Raw genomic sequence first — 21400 nt, forward strand, 5'->3', positions numbered from 1 at the left:
TCGCCGATGGTAGTGTGGGGTTTCCCCATGTGAGAGTAGGTCATCGTCAAGCACCTATACCAAAACCCCCGATCAGGAAACTGGTCGGGGGTTTTACTTTGGCCGCGAGAAAATAAAGCGCGCCGCACGCGGTTGCCTGTGTAATTCCGCGAGGACCAGCCGTCAGCAGTTAAGGGTGCTGTAACCGCAGAGAGCCACTCAGGCAGGTTGCGGTTTATGGGGTGCAGCCAGGTGCTGCTTGGTTCGGATTTCTCGCTCGGCGTCATATACCTTTGATAGGCAACTTATCGGCCCGCCGTTATCATGCGTGCCTGATCGCTTGGTGGGAATGGCATGCTTCCATTGTTAAAGCTTCTTCAAGATGGGCAGTTTCACTCCGGGGAGGCGCTGGGCGCGTCGCTGGGGATTAGCCGCTCGGCTGTATGGAAACAGTTGCAATCTCTCCAGGCCGAGCTCTCTCTGCCGATTCATACGGTGCGTGGTCGCGGCTATCGCCTGGAAAGCCCTTTGCAGTTATTGGATGGCACCTGGATCGAGGCTAACGCAGCGGGCTCTGCGTGGCCGGTTACGGTGCTGCCAAGTGTCGATTCGACCAATGCGGAGGCATTGCGGCGGATTGGGCAGGCGCAGTCTCTGCCATTTGTCGTGCTGGCGGAGCGCCAGACCAGTGGGCGTGGCCGGCGCGGCCGCAGTTGGGCCAGTCCGTTTGGCGAAAACCTGTATTACAGCTTGGTGCTCCGGGTTGAGGGTGGTATGCGTCAACTCGAGGGGCTGAGCCTGGCGGTGGGGTTGGCCTTGCTTCAGGTCATTCGCGAGGCGGGGGTTGTTGAAGCGGGGTTGAAGTGGCCGAATGATGTGCTGGTTGGCGATCGCAAGCTGGCGGGTGTTCTCCTGGAGTTGTCGGGTGACCCGGCCGATGTCTGCCATGTGGTTATCGGTATAGGCCTTAATGTAAACATGCTCTCAGCCGCTTTGGCTGCGATAGATCAGCCTTGGACCTCAATGCGCGCCGAGTTGGGGCGTGTGATTAATCGCAATGAGTTGGTGGTCGGGCTCAACCGTCACCTCTCCCGCTACCTGGATGTTCAGCTGCAGCATGGGTTTTCGGCGCTGCAGGGCGAGTGGCAGGACTGTCACCTCTGGCAGGGGCGCGCGGTTATGCTGACGGCCGGTGGTGAGCCTGTGACAGGGGTTGTGTTGGGTGTCGATCATTCTGGGGCGGTGCGCCTGCTTGTCGATGGGCGGGAGCGCAGCTTTAGCGGTGGGGAGCTCAGCATGAGGTTACGCGATGATTCTTGAGCTCGACTGCGGGAATACCCTGATTAAGTGGCGTCTGCTGAATCGTGATTATTCGCTTGCAGCGGCTGGCGGTGTAGTTGGTTCGGATGAGGAGCTGTTACAGGCTGTCCAGGGCATGTCCGTTACACTTCTTGTCTGTCGTCTGGTCAGTGTGCGCAGCGATGAGGAAACGGCGCGTTTGGTCCGCTCTTTGGAGCAGGCCTTTGCCATTCAATGCCATTGCGCGCGCCCGGCTTTAGAGTTGGCGGGGGTGCGCAACGGCTACGAGCAGTATGAGCGCCTTGGTCTGGACCGCTGGCTGGCGCTGGTGGCCGCTTATCGGTTGTCTCGGGCGGCTTGTCTGGTGCTGGATCTGGGGACCGCGGTTACTGCCGATTTTGTTGCCGCCGATGGGCAGCACCTGGGGGGCTTTATCTGCCCGGGTATGCCATTGATGCGTAGCCAGTTGCGCACTCACACGCGCAGGACGCGCTATGCCGATACCGAGGCTACGCAAGCGCTCGGGAGTCGGCTGCCAGGCCGCTCAACTGCGGAGGCGGTCGAGCGCGGCTGCTCCCTGATGCTTCAGGGGTTTGTGCACGGTCAGTTGTCTCTGGCGGCCGAGTTGCTGGGGGAATCCTTTGAGGTCTTCCTCACCGGGGGGGATGCATCCCAGGTGACGGCTATGCTTCCGCGCGCAAGGGTGGTGCCGGATCTGGTGTTTGTAGGTTTGGCGATTGCCTGTCCATTACGTTGAGGTCATGCATGCGCTGGATGTTTTTGTGGTTGGTGGTGTTGAATCTTTTCTATTACGTCTGGCATCAGCAGCAGGCCCCATTGCGGGTCACTGAAATTGCACCTCTGCAGCTGGCTTCGCAGGCCAAGAGCGATATACGCCTATTGAGCGAGTCGACGGCCCCATCGCGACGGCAGGGCGTGTCCGAGGAGCCTATTGAGGCTGTCTGTCTGTTTCTCGGCAGTTTTGAGCAGGTTGATGATGCGGCGGCAGTCGAGCAGCGCCTGCTGAGTCTGGATATTCGCTCGCGGGTGCAGTCGATGGATGCCGCGGCGGGTGTCGATTACTGGGTGTATCTGCCGCCGCTGGCCTCGCGCCAGGCTTCGTTGCGCCAGTTGCGGGAGTTGCAGGCGCGCAAGATCGATAGCTACATCATTACCCAGGGCGACTTATCCAATGGTATTTCGCTCGGAATTTTTCCGCGCAGCGATTCGGCGGAGAGTGTGATGCAGCGGTTGCGTGATGCCGGATATGAGCCCTTGCTGAGGGAATTGACCCGTGCCCACCGCAGTTTCTGGGTGCGCATAGCCCCGGAAAGCCGCCGTCTGGCCGATGATTCGCTACTGGAGCGTTTGGCTTTTGACTTCAAAGGCTTACAGCATCAATTAATGCCGTGCGAGGGGATTGCAAGCCCTCGCTAGATTGCATAGAATGGCGCCCGCTTCGCAGGGTGGCGCTAACAAGTGATCTGCGAAGTTGCTGTCAATGTAGCTAACCTCAGGTTTTTTAATGAGAAATTGCTTGACAGTAGGTCGGCATCGAATGAGAATGCCGCCCCGTTTGGAGGGATTCCCGAGTGGCCAAAGGGATCAGACTGTAAATCTGACGTCATCGACTTCGAAGGTTCGAATCCTTCTCCCTCCACCAGATTTAGCGAGAGCTGCAGGCTCCGCGGGTATAGTTCAGTGGTAGAACCTCAGCCTTCCAAGCTGATGATGCGGGTTCGATTCCCGCTACCCGCTCCAGCATTGTTGTTTTTGCGATGTGTTTGGCTCATGTAGCTCAGTTGGTAGAGCACACCCTTGGTAAGGGTGAGGTCAGCGGTTCGAGTCCGCTCATGAGCTCCATCTAATAAAGGCAGATATGCAAGTATCTGCCTTTGTTTTATGGCGGTGATGCTGAGTCAATTCTTCTCTGGGAGGCAGTCAAAATGGCTAAAGAAAAGTTTGAGCGTAACAAGCCGCACGTCAACGTTGGCACTATCGGTCACGTTGACCACGGTAAAACCACTCTGACCGCTGCTCTGACCCGTGTCTGCTCCGAAGTATTCGGTTCGGCCAAGGTTGACTTCGACAAGATCGACAGCGCCCCAGAAGAAAAAGCTCGTGGTATCACCATCAACACCGCTCACGTTGAATACGATTCGTCCGTGCGTCACTACGCGCACGTTGACTGCCCAGGTCACGCTGACTACGTAAAAAACATGATCACCGGTGCTGCGCAGATGGATGGCGCTATCCTGGTTTGCTCGGCCGCTGATGGTCCGATGCCGCAAACCCGTGAGCACATCCTGCTGTCCCGTCAGGTAGGTGTTCCGTACATCGTGGTCTTCCTGAACAAGGCTGACATGGTTGACGACGCCGAGCTGCTGGAGTTGGTGGAAATGGAAGTGCGTGACCTGCTCAGTACCTACGATTTCCCGGGCGACGACACGCCGATCATCATCGGTTCCGCTCTGATGGCGCTGAACGGTCAAGACGACAACGAGATGGGCACCACTGCCGTCAAGAAGTTGGTTGAGACTCTGGACAGCTACATCCCTGAGCCGGTTCGTGCCATCGACAAACCGTTCCTGATGCCGATCGAAGACGTATTCTCGATCTCCGGTCGTGGCACTGTGGTAACTGGCCGTATCGAGCGCGGTATCGTCAAGATCCAGGAAGAAATCGAGATCGTTGGTCTGCGTGATACCACCAAGACCACCTGTACCGGTGTCGAGATGTTCCGCAAGCTGCTCGACGAAGGTCGTGCTGGCGAGAACTGCGGCGTTCTGCTGCGCGGCACCAAGCGTGACGACGTAGAGCGTGGCCAGGTTCTGGTCAAGCCGGGTTCGGTCAAGCCGCACACCAAGTTCACTGCAGAAGTGTACGTGCTGGGCAAGGAGGAAGGTGGTCGTCATACGCCGTTCTTCAAAGGCTACCGTCCTCAGTTCTACTTCCGCACTACCGACGTAACCGGTAACTGCGAACTGCCTGAAGGCGTTGAGATGGTAATGCCGGGTGATAACGTGCAAATGACCGTTACCCTGATCAAGACCATTGCAATGGAAGAAGGTCTGCGTTTCGCCATTCGTGAAGGCGGTCGTACCGTCGGTGCGGGTGTCGTAGCCAAGATCATCGAGTAATCGATTGATCTGTCCCCGTCAGGCCGGCATAATGGTCGGCCTGATTTTGTTTTAGGTCAGTAGCTCAATTGGCAGAGCGACGGTCTCCAAAACCGTAGGTTGGGGGTTCGATTCCCTCCTGACCTGCCATTTTCTCTTATGAATCTGGCGCGTCTTTTAACAGGATTCTCGTAAATGAATGCTAAGGCTGAAGCCAAAGAATCACGCTTTGATCTGATCAAGTGGCTGGCTGTTGCTGCGCTTGTGGTCGTGGGTGTGGTTGGTAATCAGTACTTCTCTGCCGAGCCTATCCTGTATCGCGTACTGGTCCTGCTGGTCATTGCGGCTGTTGCAGGATTTATTGCGTTGCAAACGGCAAAAGGCCAGGCCTTTTCCGTTCTGGCAAAAGAAGCGCGTGTTGAGATTCGTAAGGTCGTTTGGCCGACCCGTCAAGAAACCACGCAGACCACGCTGATTGTCGTGGCTGTTGTTTTGGTGATGGCGTTGCTGTTGTGGGGGCTTGATTCCCTGCTGGGTTGGCTGATTTCGTTGATTGTCGGTTAAAGGTGTCCCGTGGCTAAGCGTTGGTACGTTGTGCATGCTTACTCGGGTTACGAGAAGCATGTTATGCGCTCGTTGATCGAGCGTGTGAAGCTCGCTGGAATGGAAGATGGCTTTGGCGAAATTCTCGTGCCTACTGAAGAAGTGGTCGAGATGCGAAATGGTCAGAAGCGCAAGAGCGAGCGCAAGTTCTTCCCGGGCTATGTCCTGGTGCAGATGGAGATGAACGAGGCGACTTGGCACTTGATCAAGGATACGCCGCGGGTCATGGGCTTTATCGGCGGTACCGCTGATAAGCCGGCACCGATCACTGAAAAAGAAGCCGATGCGATTCTGCGTCGTGTGGCTGACAGTGGCGACAAGCCGAAGCCCAAGACCTTGTTCGAGCCAGGTGAAATGGTGCGCGTGACCGACGGTCCGTTCGCCGATTTCAGCGGTGTGGTTGAAGAAGTGAATTACGAAAAAAGCCGCATCCAGGTGGCGGTGACCATTTTTGGTCGTTCGACACCGGTCGAGCTGGAGTTCAGTCAAGTCGAAAAGGCATAACTGACATACGCATCCCTTACCCCGCAGCCATAGGCTGCGGGGTTTTGTCGTCACTGGGATAAACAGGTAATAACCGGGGAGCCGTAAGGCGCTAGAACCCGTAATTGGAGTAGCTAATGGCTAAGAAAATCACGGCTTATATCAAGCTGCAAGTAAAGGCTGCACAGGCCAACCCAAGCCCGCCCGTTGGCCCGGCTCTGGGTCAGCACGGTGTGAATATCATGGAATTCTGCAAGGCGTTCAACGCCCGTACCCAGGGCATGGAACCTGGTCTGCCGACTCCAGTGATCATCACTGTATACAGCGACCGCAGCTTCACCTTTGAAACCAAAAGCACCCCGGCTTCGGTTCTGCTGAAGAAGGCTGCAGGCCTGACCAGCGGTTCGGCTCGTCCGAACACCGTCAAGGTCGGCACTGTAACTCGTGCTCAGCTGGAAGAGATCGCCAAGACCAAACAGGCTGATCTGACTGCCGCCGATATGGACGCCGCCGTGCGTACTATCGCTGGCTCCGCTCGCAGCATGGGCCTGAACGTGGAGGGTGTGTAATGGCTAAGTTGACTAAGCGTCAAAAGGCAATCGCTGAGAAAGTTGAAGCTGGCAAGGCTTACAACTTCGTTGAAGCGGCCGCGCTGCTGGCTGAGCTGTCGGCAGTTAAGTTCTCTGAGTCCGTCGATATCTCGGTAAACCTGGGCGTCGATCCGCGTAAATCTGACCAGGTTGTTCGCGGTGCTACCGTGCTGCCAAATGGTTCGGGCAAAAGCGTTCGCGTTGCCGTGTTCACCCAGGGGCCGGCTGCTGAGGCCGCTCTGGCTGCCGGCGCTGACCGCGTAGGTATGGACGATCTGGCTGCCGAAATGAAAGGCGGCGACCTGAACTATGACGTCGTTATTGCTTCCCCGGATGCAATGCGCGTTGTTGGTCAGCTCGGTCAAGTGCTCGGCCCGCGCGGTCTGATGCCTAACCCGAAAGTCGGTACTGTTACCCCTGACGTGGCTACCGCTGTGAAGAATGCCAAGGCTGGTCAAGTACGTTTCCGTACTGACAAAAACGGCATCATTCACGGTTCCGTCGGCAAGGTTGGTTTTGACGCCGAGAAGTTGAAGCAGAACGTTGAAGCGCTGATTTCCGACCTCAAGCGTCTGAAGCCATCGACTTCCAAAGGCATCTACGTCAAGCGCGTAACCCTGAGCACCACCATGGGTCCAGGCCTGATCATCGATCAGGGCTCGCTCGACGCGTAACACAGAAGTGGCGCAAGCAATTGCGCCACTTCGAAACTTTGGGGTCCCTGCCTGGCGGGGGCTATCCAAGACCGTAGGTGGCGTAAGCCTTAAATCAACCGCCTACGCAGATGGTGCTCCCGGTTCCTTACCGAATCAGACACCAAAACGACATCCGGCTTCGGCTAGATGAAACGGTAACAAGCAGGAGTTAAACCCGTGGCAATTAAACTCGAAGACAAGAAGGCCATCGTCGCTGAAGTCAACGAGGCTGCCAAAGGCGCTCTTTCCGCTGTTGTGGCTGATGCCCGCGGTGTGACTGTAGGCGCTATGACCGGACTCCGTAAAGAGGCCCGCGAAGCTGGCGTATACGTACGTGTTGTACGTAATACCCTGCTCAAGCGCGCTGTTGAAGGCACCGATTACGCTGTCCTCAACGACGTGTTCAAAGGCCCGACCCTGATTGCATTCTCCAAGGAACATCCGGGCGCTGCTGCTCGTATTTTCAAAGAGTTCGCCAAGGGTCAGGACAAGTTCGAGATCAAGGCAGCTGCGTTCGAGGGCAAGTACCTCGCAGCAAACGAGATCGACGTGTTGGCTTCGCTGCCAACTCGCGACGAAGCCATTGCGAAACTGATGAGCGTGATCCAAGGCGCTACCAGCAAGCTGGCTCGTACTCTGGCGGCCATTCGCGACCAGAAAGAAGCTACCGCTGCCTAAGGCATCGCAAACTCTTTCAAAATCATATGTTTAATTTGATGGCTGCGTAGGCTGTCACCCCAATACAGGATTTAAAGTCATGTCTCTGACTAACGAACAAATCATCGAAGCAATCGGCCAGAAAACCGTTCTGGAAGTTGTTGAACTGATCAAAGCAATGGAAGAAACCTTCGGCGTTACCGCTGCTGTTGCCTCTGCTGGCCCAGCTGCTGCTGCTGCCGTTGTTGAAGAGCAAACCGAATTCAACGTGATGCTGCTTGAAGCCGGCGAGAAGAAAGTAAACGTGATCAAGGCAGTTCGTGAACTGACCGGTCTGGGCCTGAAAGAAGCCAAGGCTGTAGTTGACGGCGCTCCTGCCATGGTTCTGGAAGCTGTTGCCAAAGACGCAGCTGACAAAGCCAAGGCTGCCTTGGAAGAAGCTGGCGCCAAAGTCGAGCTCAAGTAAGCGACGACCTTGCGTCTACAGCCCAAGCGTTAAGCGAAAGGCTGATGGCTGGTGGCTTTTGCCACCGGCCTTTTTCCGTTCTAGGTCGGCTAATCGTTGGCTGGCCTAGGGCGTGAAATACCCGTCCGAAGTGACGGTGCAAACCTAGGGTTTGCAAGAGTTTCTGGCAACTCCCGTCGGAGGGGCCAAATAGGCAGGTGACCAAGCTGGGGAACGCTGATGGCTTACTCATATACTGAGAAAAAACGTATCCGCAAGGACTTTAGCAAGTTGCCGGATGTCATGGATGTGCCGTATCTCCTGGCCATCCAGCTGGATTCGTATCGCGAATTCCTGCAGGCAGGGGCGACCAAGGACCAGTTCCGCGACATTGGCCTGCATGCGGCCTTCAAGTCTGTTTTCCCGATTATCAGCTATTCCGGCAATGCTGCTCTGGAGTATGTCGGTTATCGCCTGGGCGAGCCGGCTTTCGATGTCAAAGAATGCGTACTGCGCGGCGTGACCTTCGCCGTGCCGTTGCGGGTAAAAGTCCGCCTGATCATTTTCGACAAGGAATCGTCGAACAAAGCGATCAAGGACATCAAAGAGCAAGAAGTGTACATGGGCGAAATTCCGCTCATGACCGAGAACGGTACCTTCGTTATCAACGGTACCGAGCGCGTTATCGTGTCCCAGTTGCACCGCTCTCCGGGCGTGTTCTTCGACCACGACCGCGGCAAGACCCACAGTTCCGGTAAGCTGCTGTACTCCGCCCGCATCATTCCGTACCGCGGTTCCTGGTTGGACTTCGAGTTCGACCCCAAGGATGCCGTGTTCGTACGTATCGACCGCCGCCGCAAACTGCCGGCCTCGGTTCTGTTGCGCGCGCTGGGTTACAGCACTGAGGAAGTGTTGGATGCCTTCTATGCCACCAACGTATTCCATGTGAAGGGCGAGTCCCTCAACCTGGAACTGGTGCCGCAGCGCCTGCGTGGTGAAATTGCCGTCCTCGACATCCTGGACGACAAGGGCAAGGTCATCGTTGAGCAAGGCCGCCGGATTACTGCGCGCCATATCAACCAGCTGGACAAGGCTGGCATCAAAGAGCTGGAAGTACCGATCGACTACCTGATCGGTCGCACCTCGGCCAAGGCCATCGTGCACCCGGCGACCGGCGAAATCATCGCCGAGTGCAACACCGAGCTGAACGTCGAGATCCTGGCCAAGGTGGTCAAGGCTCAGGTCGTGCGCATCGAGACCCTGTACACCAACGACATCGATTGCGGTCCGTTCATCTCCGACACCCTGAAGATCGACAGCACCACCAATCAGTTGGAAGCGCTGGTCGAGATCTATCGCATGATGCGTCCTGGCGAGCCGCCAACCAAGGATGCTGCCGAGACTCTGTTTAACAACCTGTTCTTCAGCGCCGAGCGTTACGACCTGTCGGCCGTGGGCCGGATGAAGTTCAACCGTCGTATCGGTCGCACCGAGATCGAAGGTTCCGGCGTGCTGAGCCGCGAAGATATCGTCGAGGTTCTCAAGACCCTGGTCGATATCCGTAACGGTAAAGGCATCGTCGACGACATCGACCACCTGGGTAACCGTCGTGTTCGTTGCGTCGGCGAAATGGCCGAGAACCAGTTCCGCGTTGGCCTGGTGCGCGTAGAGCGTGCGGTCAAGGAACGTCTGTCGATGGCCGAAAGCGAAGGCCTGATGCCGCAGGATCTGATCAACGCCAAGCCGGTTGCGGCGGCGGTGAAGGAGTTCTTCGGTTCCAGCCAGCTCTCGCAGTTTATGGACCAGAACAACCCGCTCTCCGAGATCACCCACAAGCGCCGTGTTTCGGCTCTTGGCCCGGGCGGTCTGACCCGTGAGCGTGCCGGCTTCGAAGTCCGTGACGTACATCCGACCCACTACGGCCGTGTGTGCCCGATCGAGACCCCTGAAGGTCCGAACATCGGTCTGATCAACTCCCTGGCGGCCTATGCCCGCACCAACCAGTACGGCTTCCTCGAGAGCCCGTATCGTGTGGTGAAAGACACCCTGGTCACCGACGAAATCGTCTTCCTGTCCGCCATCGAAGAGGCCGATCACGTGATCGCCCAGGCTTCGGCGACCATGAACGACAAAGGTCAGCTGGTTGATGAGTTGGTGGCCGTGCGTCACCTCAACGAATTCACCGTTAAGGCACCTGAAGACGTCACCCTGATGGACGTATCGCCCAAGCAGGTGGTTTCGGTTGCCGCTTCGCTGATCCCGTTCCTCGAGCACGACGACGCCAACCGTGCGTTGATGGGTTCGAACATGCAGCGTCAGGCTGTACCGACTCTGCGTGCCGACAAGCCGCTGGTAGGTACCGGCATGGAGCGCAACGTGGCGCGCGACTCCGGCGTTTGCGTCGTGGCGCGCCGTGGTGGTGTGATCGACTCGGTCGATGCCAGCCGTGTTGTGGTTCGCGTCAATGACGACGAAGTTGAAACCGGTGAAGCCGGTGTCGACATCTACAACCTGACCAAATACACCCGCTCCAACCAGAACACCTGCATCAACCAGCGTCCGCTGGTGCGCAAAGGTGATCAGGTCGAGCGCAGTGACATCCTGGCCGATGGCCCGTCCACCGACATGGGTGAACTGGCGCTGGGTCAGAACATGCGCGTCGCGTTCATGCCGTGGAACGGTTACAACTTCGAAGACTCCATCTGCCTCTCCGAGCGCGTGGTGCAAGAAGATCGTTTCACCACCATCCACATTCAGGAACTGACCTGTGTGGCGCGTGACACCAAGCTCGGCTCGGAAGAAATTACTTCCGACATCCCGAACGTCGGTGAGTCTGCGCTGAACAAGCTGGACGAAGCAGGCATCGTCTATGTCGGTGCCGAAGTCGGCCCGGGCGACATCCTGGTCGGCAAGGTCACGCCAAAAGGCGAAACCCAGCTGACCCCGGAAGAGAAGCTGCTGCGTGCGATCTTCGGTGAGAAGGCGTCCGACGTTAAGGACACCTCCCTGCGCGTGCCGACTGGTACCAAGGGTACCGTTATCGACGTGCAGGTCTTCACCCGCGACGGCGTTGAGCGCGATGCCCGTGCCCTGTCGATCGAGAAGAGCCAGCTCGACGAGATCCGCAAGGATCTCAACGAAGAGTTCCGCATCGTCGAAGGCGCGACCTTCGAGCGTCTGCGTTCCGCCCTGGTTGGCAAGAAAGCCGAAGGCGGCGCTGGCCTGAAGAAGGGCGCAGAAGTCACCGACGAGTTCCTCGACGGCCTCGAGCGCGGCCAGTGGTTCAAGCTGCGCATGGCTGACGATGCACTGAACGAGCAGTTGGAAAAGGCCCAGGCCTACATCTCCGACCGCCGTCAGCTGCTCGACGACAAGTTCGAAGACAAGAAGCGCAAACTGCAGCAGGGCGATGACCTGGCACCGGGCGTGCTGAAGATCGTCAAGGTCTACCTGGCTATCCGTCGCCGCATCCAGCCGGGCGACAAGATGGCCGGTCGTCACGGTAACAAGGGTGTGGTCTCGGTGATCATGCCGGTCGAAGACATGCCGCACGACGTCAACGGTACGCCGGTCGACATCGTCCTCAACCCGCTGGGCGTACCGTCGCGTATGAACGTCGGGCAGATCCTCGAAACCCACCTGGGCCTCGCGGCAAAAGGTCTGGGCGAGAAGATCAACCGCATGCTCGAAGAGCAGCGCAAGGTCGCCGAGCTGCGTAAGTTCATGCAGCAGATCTACAACGAGATCGGCGGTCGTCAGGAAAGCCTGGATGAGCTGAGTGATCAGGAAATCCTCAACCTGGCGCACAACCTCAAAGGTGGTGTGCCGATGGCCACCCCGGTGTTCGACGGTGCCAAGGAAAGCGAAATCAAGGCCATGCTGAAACTGGCGGACCTGCCAGAAAGCGGCCAGATGCGCCTGATCGACGGCCGTACTGGTAACCAGTTCGAGCGTCCGACCACCGTTGGCTACATGTACATGCTGAAACTGAACCACCTGGTGGACGACAAGATGCACGCGCGTTCCACGGGTTCCTACAGCCTGGTTACTCAGCAGCCGCTGGGTGGTAAGGCGCAGTTCGGTGGTCAGCGCTTCGGTGAGATGGAGGTCTGGGCACTGGAAGCCTACGGCGCCGCCTACACCCTGCAGGAAATGCTGACCGTGAAGTCGGACGACGTGAACGGCCGTACCAAGATGTACAAAAACATCGTGGACGGTGATCACCGTATGGAGCCGGGCATGCCCGAGTCCTTCAACGTACTGATCAAAGAGATCCGTTCGCTGGGTATCGACATCGATCTGGAAACCGAATAACACGTGACGCGAATCGAGAGCGGGGCTGCACAGCCCGCTCTCTGCTCCGCCAGGAGGAAAGGCCTTGAAAGACCTACTGAATTTGCTGAAAAACCAGGGTCAAGTCGAAGAGTTCGATGCCATTCGCATCGGTCTTGCTTCGCCTGAGATGATCCGTTCGTGGTCGTTCGGTGAAGTTAAAAAACCGGAAACCATCAACTACCGTACGTTCAAGCCTGAGCGTGACGGCCTGTTCTGCGCCAAGATCTTTGGCCCGGTCAAGGATTACGAGTGCCTGTGCGGTAAGTACAAGCGCTTGAAGCATCGCGGCGTGATCTGCGAGAAGTGCGGCGTTGAAGTTGCACTGGCCAAGGTTCGTCGTGAGCGCATGGCGCACATCGAACTGGCGTCGCCGGTTGCCCACATCTGGTTCTTGAAATCACTGCCAAGCCGTATCGGTTTGCTGATGGACATGACCCTGCGTGATATCGAGCGCGTTCTCTACTTCGAGAGCTACGTGGTTATCGATCCAGGCATGACCACCCTTGAAAAAGGCCAGCTGCTCAACGACGAGCAGTACTTCGAAGCCCTCGAAGAGTTCGGTGATGACTTCGACGCCCGCATGGGTGCCGAGGCCGTTCGCGAGCTGCTGCACGCGATCGACCTGGAACACGAGATTGGCCGTCTGCGCGAAGAGATTCCGCAAACCAACTCGGAAACCAAGATCAAGAAGCTGTCCAAGCGTCTGAAGCTTATGGAGGCCTTCCTCGGCTCGGGCAACCTGCCTGAGTGGATGGTGTTGACCGTTCTGCCGGTTCTGCCGCCAGATCTGCGTCCGCTGGTTCCGCTCGACGGTGGCCGCTTCGCGACCTCGGATCTCAACGATCTGTATCGTCGCGTGATCAACCGTAACAACCGTCTCAAGCGCCTGCTCGATCTGTCCGCGCCGGACATCATCGTGCGCAACGAAAAGCGCATGCTGCAGGAAGCGGTCGACGCCCTGCTCGACAACGGCCGTCGTGGTCGCGCCATCACTGGTTCGAACAAGCGTCCGCTGAAATCCTTGGCCGACATGATCAAGGGTAAGCAAGGTCGCTTCCGTCAGAACCTGCTCGGTAAGCGCGTGGACTACTCCGGTCGTTCGGTAATTACCGTGGGCCCGACTCTGCGTCTGCACCAGTGCGGTCTGCCGAAGAAGATGGCCCTCGAGCTGTTCAAGCCGTTCATTTTCGGCAAGCTGGAAATGCGTGGTCTCGCGACCACCATTAAAGCTGCGAAGAAGATGGTCGAGCGCGAGCTGCCAGAGGTGTGGGACGTTCTCGCCGAAGTGATTCGCGAACACCCAGTGTTGCTCAACCGTGCACCGACCCTGCACCGTCTGGGCATCCAGGCGTTCGAGCCGGTTCTGATCGAAGGTAAAGCCATCCAGCTGCACCCGCTGGTCTGCGCCGCGTACAACGCCGACTTCGACGGCGACCAGATGGCCGTGCACGTACCGCTGACGCTGGAAGCCCAGCTCGAAGCCCGTGCGCTGATGATGTCGACCAACAACATCCTCTCGCCTGCCAACGGTGAGCCGATCATCGTGCCGTCGCAGGACGTGGTACTGGGTCTGTACTACATGACCCGCGAAGCGATCAACGCCAAGGGCGAAGGCCGCGTATTCGCCGACCTGCAGGAAGTCGACCGGGTATTCCGTGGCGGCGAAGCGTCGCTGCACGCCAAGGTCAAGGTGCGCATTAACGAGGTCATTCGTGATCGCGACGGCACCATCACCAAGAACACCCGCATCGTCGACACCACTGTCGGCCGTGCGCTGCTGTTCCAGATCGTGCCGGATGGCCTGTCCTACGACGTGGTCAACCAGTCGATGAAGAAGAAGGCGATCTCCAAGCTGATCAACCAGTGCTACCGCACCGTTGGCTTGAAGGACACCGTGATCTTCGCCGACCAGCTGATGTACACCGGTTTCGCCTATTCGACCATCTCCGGTGTGTCGATCGGTGTGAACGACTTCGTTATCCCGGATGAGAAGGCGCGGATCATCGACGCCGCCACCGAGGAAGTTAAAGAGATCGAATCGCAGTACGCCTCCGGCCTGGTAACCCAGGGCGAGAAGTACAACAAGGTGATCGACCTCTGGTCCAAGGCCAACGACGAAGTGTCCAAGGCGATGATGGCCAACCTGTCGAAGGAAGCAGTCGTCGATCGCGATGGCAAGACCGTCGAGCAGGAGTCCTTCAACTCCATGTACATGATGGCCGACTCCGGTGCGCGGGGTTCTGCTGCGCAGATCCGTCAGCTCGCCGGTATGCGTGGTCTGATGGCCAAGCCGGACGGCTCGATCATCGAAACGCCGATCACCGCGAACTTCCGCGAAGGTCTGTCGGTTCTGCAGTACTTCATCTCCACGCACGGTGCTCGTAAGGGGCTGGCGGATACCGCGTTGAAGACCGCCAACTCCGGTTACCTGACCCGTCGTCTGGTGGACGTTGCGCAAGACTTGGTTGTTACCGCGATCGATTGCGGCACCGAGCATGGCCTGCTGATGACACCGCACATTGAAGGCGGTGACGTGGTCGAGCCGCTGGGTGAGCGCGTACTGGGTCGAGTCATCGCCCGTGACGTGTTCAAGCCGGGTACTGACGAAGTCATCGTGCCGGCTGGCACCCTGGTTGACGAGCAGTGGGTCGAGTTCATCGAGCTGAACAGCATCGACGAAGTGATCGTGCGTTCGCCGATCAGCTGTGAAACCCGCTACGGCATCTGCGCCAAGTGCTACGGTCGCGACCTGGCTCGTGGTCACCAGATCAACATCGGTGAAGCAGTCGGCGTTATCGCGGCTCAGTCGATCGGTGAGCCGGGTACCCAGCTCACCATGCGTACGTTCCACATCGGTGGTGCGGCCAGCCGGACCTCGGCTGCCGACAGCGTCCAGGTGAAGAACGGCGGTGCGATTCGTCTGCACAACCTCAAGCACGTCGAGCGTCTAGACGGCAACCTGGTAGCGGTTTCCCGCTCCGGCGAGCTGGCGATTGCCGACGAGTTCGGTCGTGAGCGCGAGCGCTACAAGCTGCCGTACGGTGCTGTGATTTCGGTCAAGGAAGGCGACAAGGTCGACGCTGGCGCTATCGTCGCCAAGTGGGACCCGCACACCCACCCGATCGTTACCGAAATGAAAGGTACCGTGACCTACGTGGGCATGGAAGAAGGCATCACCATCAAGCGTCAGACCGACGAATTGACCGGTCTGACCAACATCGAAGTCCTCGATCCGAAGGATCGTCCGGCTGCCGGCAAGGACATCCGTCCTGCGGTGAAGATGGTTGGCGAAGATGGCAAGGATCTGCTGCTGCCGGGTACCGACGTACCGGCTCAGTACTTCCTGCCGGCTAACGCCCTGGTGGGTGTGGCCAACGGTGCTCAGGTGGGCGTGGGTGATGTTATCGCTCGTATCCCGCAAGAGACTTCCAAGACCCGTGACATCACCGGTGGTCTGCCGCGCGTTGCTGACCTGTTCGAAGCCCGTCGCCCGAAAGAAGCGTCGATCCTCGCAGAAATCAGCGGCACCATCTCGTTCGGCAAGGAAACCAAAGGCAAGCGCCGCTTGGTGATCACGCCGACCGATGGCAGCGATCCGTACGAAGAGCTGATTCCGAAGTGGCGTCACCTGAACGTGTTCGAAGGTGAACAGGTCAACAAGGGTGAAGTTATCTCCGACGGTCCGAGCGACCCGCACGATATCCTGCGTCTGCTGGGTGTCAGCGCGCTGGCCAAGTACATCGTCAACGAGATCCAGGACGTGTACCGTCTGCAGGGCGTGAAGATCAACGACAAGCACATCGAAACCATCCTGCGCCAGATGCTGCGCAAGGTTGAAGTGGCTGAGTCGGGCGATTCCACCTTCATCAAGGGCGACCAGATGGAGTTGACCGCGGTACTGGGTGAGAACGAGCGTCTGGCGGCAGACGACAAGTTCGTTGCCAAGTACACCCGCGTATTGCTGGGTATCACCAAGGCGTCGTTGTCCACCGAGTCGTTTATCTCGGCGGCCTCCTTCCAGGAAACCACTCGCGTTCTTACCGAGGCGGCGGTTACTGGCAAGCGCGACTACCTGCGTGGCTTGAAAGAAAACGTGGTCGTGGGTCGTCTGATCCCGGCCGGTACCGGTCTGGCTTATCACAGCGAGCGCAAGCGCAAGCGTGAAGCGGCTCAGCCGGTACGTGTCAGCGCCAGTGAAGTGGAAGCTGCACTGACCGAAGCGCTGAACTCCAGCAGCAATTGAGTGTGGAGCCCCGGTCGAGCAATCGGCCGGGGCTTTGCCTTGACGGGGAGCCTGGGTCTCTTTAGACTCATGCACCCCTAAATTTGGCAGGGCATGCGCTCTGCCATTTTGCTTTCCTTAGTAGGGTAATAGCGTCGAAAGACAACAGTGGAGCTTATAGATGGCAACTATCAACCAGCTGGTACGTCAGCCGCGCAAGCGTATCGTCGAGAAATCCGACGTGCCTGCGCTGCAGAACTGCCCGCAGCGTCGTGGTGTGTGCACTCGCGTGTATACCACTACGCCGAAAAAACCTAACTCGGCACTGCGTAAAGTATGCCGTGTGCGTCTGACCAACGGTTTCGAGGTTTCCTCGTACATCGGCGGTGAAGGCCACAACCTGCAAGAGCACAGCGTCGTACTGATTCGCGGCGGCCGTGTAAAAGACTTGCCAGGTGTGCGTTACCACACCGTGCGCGGCTCGCTGGATACCTCCGGCGTTAAAGACCGTAAGCAGGGTCGTTCGAAGTACGGTACCAAGCGTCCTAAGTAATAGACGTCTGAAGTGCCAGGTGCTTGCACCGAATTGCAGTTTTTAATTTATCTGAGTCGATAAGAGTAAGGTCGGGCATCCATCTCATGATGCAGTCCCGGGCTAACCTGAAGACCGTTTGAGGGCTTATCAAATGCCAAGACGTCGTGTAGCAGCCAAGCGCGAAGTGCTTGACGATCCAAAATACGGAAGCCAAATCCTGGCCAAGTTCATGAACCACGTAATGGAAAGCGGCAAGAAAGCCGTTGCCGAGCGTATCGTTTATGGTGCCCTGGACAAGGTTAAAGAGCGCAAGAACAGCGATCCCCTGGAAATCTTCGAGAAAGCTCTCGACGCCATCGCTCCGCTGGTCGAAGTGAAGTCGCGCCGTGTAGGCGGTGCTACTTACCAGGTTCCGGTCGAAGTTCGCCCGTCCCGTCGTAACGCTCTTGCCATGCGCTGGCTGGTAGATTTCGCCCGTAAGCGTGGCGAGAAGTCCATGGCTCTGCGCTTGGCTGGTGAGCTGCTGGATGCCGCTGAAGGCAAAGGTGCTGCAGTTAAGAAGCGTGAAGACGTGCACCGTATGGCCGAGGCCAACAAGGCTTTCTCGCACTACCGCTTCTAATCATCGCGCTTCTAAATTTGCGAGGGCTTTATGGCTCGTACTACACCGATTAACCGTTACCGTAACATCGGTATCGTAGCTCACGTGGATGCGGGTAAGACCACAACCACCGAGCGTGTGCTTTTCTACACCGGGAAAAGCCACAAAATGGGCGAGGTGCATGACGGCGCCGCGACCACCGACTGGATGGTGCAGGAGCAGGAGCGTGGTATTACCATTACTTCTGCTGCCATTACCGCCTTCTGGAAGGGTTCCGAGAAGCAGTACAAAGACGAGCACCGCTTCAACGTCATCGATACCCCCGGCCACGTTGACTTCACCATTGAAGTTGAGCGTTCGCTGCGTGTGCTCGACGGCGCGGTCGTTGTGTTCTGTGGCACTTCGGGCGTTGAGCCGCAGTCGGAAACCGTATGGCGTCAGGCCAACAAGTACGGCGTTCCGCGTCTGGTTTACGTCAACAAGATGGACCGTGCCGGTGCAGACTTCCTGCGTGTAGTTGCCCAGATCAAGCAGCGCCTGGGTCACACTCCGGTGCCGATCCAGTTGGCTATCGGTGCTGAAGATAACTTCCAGGGCCAGATCGATCTGCTCGCCATGGAAGCTGTGTACTGGAATGATGCTGATAAAGGTATGGTTCCTGTTCGTAAGCCGATCCCTGCTGAGTTGCAGGAAATGGCTGACGAGTGGCGCAACAATATGGTTGAGGCTGCGGCCGAAGCCAGCGAAGAGCTGATGAACAAATACCTCGAGGGTGAAGAACTCACCAACGTGGAAATCAAGGCTGCTCTGCGTCAGCGTACTATTGCTGGTGAGATCGTCTTGGCTGTTTGCGGTTCTTCGTTCAAGAACAAGGGCGTTCCCCTGGTTCTCGATGCTGTGATCGACTACCTGCCTGCTCCTGTGGATATTCCAGCCATCAAGGGTACCGACCCGGATGACGAGACTATCGAGCTGGAGCGTCATGCAGACGACGGCGAGCCGTTCTCGGCTCTGGCGTTCAAGATCGCTACCGACCCATTCGTGGGTACCCTGACCTTCGTCCGCGTTTACTCGGGCGTGTTGAACTCCGGTGACGGCGTGATCAACTCGGTTAAGGGCAAGAAAGAGCGCGTGGGTCGTATGGTGCAGATGCACGCAAACGCCCGCGAAGAGATCAAGGAAGTACGCGCTGGTGACATCGCGGCCCTGATCGGCATGAAGGATGTCACCACCGGTGAGACCCTGTGCAACGCTGACAAGCCAATCATCCTGGTTCGTATGGACTTCCCGGAGCCGGTTATTTCGGTTGCCGTAGAGCCCAAGACCAAGGACGACCAGGAAAAAATGGGTATCGCACTGGGCAAGCTTGCTCAGGAAGACCCGTCTTTCCGCGTCAAGACCGATGAAGAGACTGGCCAGACCATCATCTCCGGCATGGGCGAGTTGCACCTGGACATCCTGGTCGACCGCATGCGCCGTGAGTTCAACGTCGAAGCCAACATTGGTAAGCCTCAGGTTTCCTATCGTGAGCGCATCACGAAGAACTGTGAAATCGAAGGCAAGTTTGTTCGTCAGTCCGGCGGTCGTGGCCAGTTCGGTCATTGCTGGATCCGTTTTGCGCCTGCTGACGAAGGTCAGGAAGGTCTGCAATTCGTCAACGAGGTTGTGGGTGGTGTGGTTCCTAAGGAATACATCCCGGCTATCCAGAAGGGTATCGAAGAGCAGATGAAGAACGGCGTTGTTGCCGGCTATCCGCTGATCGGCCTGAAGGCTACCGTGTTCGATGGTTCCTACCACGACGTCGACTCCAACGAGATGGCGTTCAAGGTGGCTGCTTCCATGGCGACCAAGCAACTGGCCCAGAAGGGCGGTGGTGAGTTGCTCGAGCCGATCATGGCGGTAGAGGTTGTTACCCCTGAAGACTATATGGGTGACGTGATGGGCGACCTTAACCGCCGTCGCGGCATGATCTTGGGTATGGAAGACACGATCTCCGGTAAAGTAATTCGCGCCGAAGTTCCGCTGGGTGAGATGTTCGGTTATGCGACCGATGTCCGTTCCATGTCTCAGGGTCGCGCAAGCTACTCTATGGAATTCAAAAAATACAATACAGCTCCGTCGCACATCGTCGAATCTGTAACCAAAAAACAAGGCTGATTCAGCCCTTTAGGCAAGGAGTTAATTGTCGTGGCTAAAGAAAAATTTGAACGTAACAAACCGCACGTCAACGTTGGCACTATCGGTCACGTTGACCACGGTAAAACCACTCTGACCGCTGCTCTGACCCGCGTCTGCTCCGAAGTATTCGGTTCGGCCAAGGTTGACTTCGACAAGATCGACAGCGCCCCAGAAGAAAAAGCTCGTGGTATCACCATCAACACCGCTCACGTTGAATACGATTCGTCCGTGCGTCACTACGCACACGTTGACTGCCCAGGTCACGCTGACTACGTAAAAAACATGATCACCGGTGCTGCGCAGATGGATGGCGCTATCCTGGTTTGCTCGGCCGCTGATGGTCCGATGCCGCAAACTCGTGAGCACATCCTGCTGTCCCGCCAGGTAGGCGTTCCGTACATCGTTGTCTTCCTGAACAAGGCTGACATGGTTGACGACGCTGAGCTGCTGGAGCTGGTTGAGATGGAAGTGCGCGACCTGCTCAGCACTTACGATTTCCCAGGTGACGACACTCCGATCATCATCGGTTCCGCTCTGATGGCTCTGAATGGTCAAGACGACAACGAGATGGGCACCACTGCCGTCAAGAAGTTGGTTGAGACTCTGGACAGCTACATCCCTGAGCCGGTTCGTGCGATCGACAAGCCGTTCCTGATGCCGATCGAAGACGTATTCTCGATCTCTGGTCGTGGCACCGTGGTAACTGGCCGTATCGAGCGCGGTATCGTCAAGATCCAGGAAGAAATCGAGATCGTTGGTCTGCGTGATACCACCAAGACCACCTGTACCGGTGTTGAGATGTTCCGCAAGCTGCTCGACGAAGGTCGTGCTGGCGAGAACTGCGGCGTTCTGCTGCGCGGCACCAAGCGTGACGACGTAGAGCGTGGCCAGGTTCTGGTCAAGCCGGGTTCGGTCAAGCCGCACACTACCTTCACTGCAGAAGTGTACGTGCTGAGCAAAGAAGAAGGCGGTCGCCACACTCCGTTCTTCAAAGGCTACCGCCCTCAGTTCTACTTCCGTACTACCGACGTAACCGGTAACTGCGAACTGCCGGAAGGCGTTGAGATGGTAATGCCAGGTGACAACATCCAGATGACTGTCACTCTGATCAAAACCATCGCAATGGAAGAAGGTCTGCGTTTCGCCATTCGTGAAGGCGGTCGTACCGTCGGCGCTGGCGTCGTAGCCAAAATCATCGCGTAAGTGATGATTTAAGAAGAAGCCTCCGCTTGCGGGGGCTTTTTTATTGGGTTGACACCTGCTAGGGGCGTCTATAGAATCACGCCTCCTTTTAACGGGCGTACTGCGTCCGTTGGGAATAGCAGCTTGGAATCTGAGGTCAAAATGCAAAACCAACAAATCCGTATTCGGTTGAAGGCTTTTGACCATCGCCTGATCGATCAATCAACCCAGGAAATCGTGGAAACCGCGAAACGTACTGGTGCTCAGGTGCGTGGTCCGATTCCTCTGCCTACCCGCAAAGAGCGGTTCACTGTACTGACTTCCCCGCACGTCAACAAAGACGCGCGTGATCAGTACGAGATCCGTACTCATAAGCGTGTTCTGGACATCGTCCAGCCAACGGATAAAACCGTTGATGCGCTGATGAAGCTCGATCTTGCGGCTGGCGTGGAAGTGCAGATCAGCCTCGGCTAAGAC

The 21400-nt window shown here is 57.4% G+C and carries 17 protein-coding genes and 4 tRNA genes; all 21 read left to right on the forward strand.

Features of this window, described 5'->3' with window-relative positions; genetic code table 11:
• The first annotated feature begins 333 nt into the window (after positions 1-333).
• The 21 genes from birA (at position 334) to rpsJ (ending at position 21397) form a co-directional block, all read left to right on the forward strand.
• Positions 334-1299, forward strand: a complete 966-nt coding sequence (birA, locus tag AACY13_RS09260) for a bifunctional biotin--[acetyl-CoA-carboxylase] ligase/biotin operon repressor BirA (protein WP_339460982.1) — start codon at positions 334-336, stop codon at positions 1297-1299.
• Positions 1289-2035, forward strand: a complete 747-nt coding sequence (locus AACY13_RS09265) for a pantothenate kinase (RefSeq protein WP_339460983.1) — start codon at positions 1289-1291, stop codon at positions 2033-2035. Before birA ends, AACY13_RS09265 begins: the two co-directional genes overlap by 11 nt.
• A gap of 8 nt (positions 2036-2043) precedes the next feature.
• Positions 2044-2715, forward strand: coding sequence for an SPOR domain-containing protein (locus AACY13_RS09270; protein ID WP_339460984.1), 672 nt, complete (start codon positions 2044-2046; stop codon positions 2713-2715).
• 141 nt (positions 2716-2856) lie between these two features.
• Positions 2857-2941: transfer RNA gene (locus tag AACY13_RS09275), tRNA-Tyr, on the forward strand.
• Between the two features lie 24 nt (positions 2942-2965).
• Positions 2966-3039, forward strand: a tRNA-Gly gene (locus tag AACY13_RS09280).
• A 26-nt stretch (positions 3040-3065) separates the two neighbouring features.
• Positions 3066-3141: transfer RNA gene (locus tag AACY13_RS09285), tRNA-Thr, on the forward strand.
• A gap of 83 nt (positions 3142-3224) precedes the next feature.
• A complete protein-coding gene (tuf, locus tag AACY13_RS09290; protein WP_339460985.1) occupies positions 3225-4418 on the forward strand; it encodes an elongation factor Tu in 1194 nt (397 codons plus the stop codon).
• 53 nt (positions 4419-4471) lie between these two features.
• Positions 4472-4547, forward strand: a tRNA-Trp gene (locus tag AACY13_RS09295).
• A 45-nt stretch (positions 4548-4592) separates the two neighbouring features.
• Positions 4593-4961: a preprotein translocase subunit SecE gene (gene secE, locus AACY13_RS09300; RefSeq protein ID WP_339460986.1), complete on the forward strand. Its 369-nt coding sequence runs from the start codon at positions 4593-4595 to the stop codon at positions 4959-4961.
• A 9-nt stretch (positions 4962-4970) separates the two neighbouring features.
• Positions 4971-5504 (forward strand): transcription termination/antitermination protein NusG, encoded by a 534-nt coding sequence (gene nusG / locus AACY13_RS09305; RefSeq protein WP_305624691.1) that lies wholly within the window; start codon positions 4971-4973, stop codon positions 5502-5504.
• Between the two features lie 116 nt (positions 5505-5620).
• Positions 5621-6052: a 50S ribosomal protein L11 gene (gene rplK / locus AACY13_RS09310; RefSeq protein WP_069522401.1), complete on the forward strand. Its 432-nt coding sequence runs from the start codon at positions 5621-5623 to the stop codon at positions 6050-6052.
• A complete protein-coding gene (gene rplA, locus AACY13_RS09315; RefSeq protein WP_339460987.1) occupies positions 6052-6747 on the forward strand; it encodes a 50S ribosomal protein L1 in 696 nt (231 codons plus the stop codon). The genes rplK and rplA overlap by 1 nt, the downstream gene beginning before the upstream one ends.
• A gap of 198 nt (positions 6748-6945) precedes the next feature.
• Positions 6946-7446, forward strand: a complete 501-nt coding sequence (gene rplJ, locus AACY13_RS09320) for a 50S ribosomal protein L10 (protein WP_339460988.1) — start codon at positions 6946-6948, stop codon at positions 7444-7446.
• 79 nt (positions 7447-7525) lie between these two features.
• Positions 7526-7891 carry a 50S ribosomal protein L7/L12 gene (gene rplL / locus AACY13_RS09325; protein WP_325508441.1) on the forward strand — a complete coding sequence of 122 codons (366 nt, stop codon included), beginning with the start codon at positions 7526-7528 and terminating at the stop codon, positions 7889-7891.
• 219 nt (positions 7892-8110) lie between these two features.
• Positions 8111-12184 carry a DNA-directed RNA polymerase subunit beta gene (gene rpoB, locus AACY13_RS09330; RefSeq protein WP_339460989.1) on the forward strand — a complete coding sequence of 1358 codons (4074 nt, stop codon included), beginning with the start codon at positions 8111-8113 and terminating at the stop codon, positions 12182-12184.
• 64 nt (positions 12185-12248) lie between these two features.
• Positions 12249-16448 carry a DNA-directed RNA polymerase subunit beta' gene (rpoC, locus tag AACY13_RS09335; RefSeq protein ID WP_339460991.1) on the forward strand — a complete coding sequence of 1400 codons (4200 nt, stop codon included), beginning with the start codon at positions 12249-12251 and terminating at the stop codon, positions 16446-16448.
• Positions 16449-16608: 160 nt separating this feature from the next.
• A complete protein-coding gene (rpsL, locus tag AACY13_RS09340) occupies positions 16609-16980 on the forward strand; it encodes a 30S ribosomal protein S12 (protein ID WP_003463319.1) in 372 nt (123 codons plus the stop codon).
• Between the two features lie 133 nt (positions 16981-17113).
• Positions 17114-17584, forward strand: coding sequence for a 30S ribosomal protein S7 (rpsG, locus tag AACY13_RS09345; protein WP_010490886.1), 471 nt, complete (start codon positions 17114-17116; stop codon positions 17582-17584).
• 30 nt (positions 17585-17614) lie between these two features.
• Positions 17615-19720, forward strand: coding sequence for an elongation factor G (gene fusA, locus AACY13_RS09350; RefSeq protein ID WP_339460993.1), 2106 nt, complete (start codon positions 17615-17617; stop codon positions 19718-19720).
• Positions 19721-19750: 30 nt separating this feature from the next.
• Positions 19751-20944, forward strand: coding sequence for an elongation factor Tu (gene tuf / locus AACY13_RS09355; protein WP_160089368.1), 1194 nt, complete (start codon positions 19751-19753; stop codon positions 20942-20944).
• Between the two features lie 141 nt (positions 20945-21085).
• On the forward strand, positions 21086-21397 hold the full coding sequence (rpsJ, locus tag AACY13_RS09360; RefSeq protein ID WP_013789756.1) for a 30S ribosomal protein S10: 312 nt from the start codon (positions 21086-21088) through the stop codon (positions 21395-21397).
• Positions 21398-21400 lie beyond the last annotated feature (3 nt).

The sequence above is a fragment of the Pseudomonas sp. EA_105y_Pfl2_R69 genome, from assembly GCF_963970915.1.
Lineage (GTDB): Bacteria > Pseudomonadota > Gammaproteobacteria > Pseudomonadales > Pseudomonadaceae > Aquipseudomonas.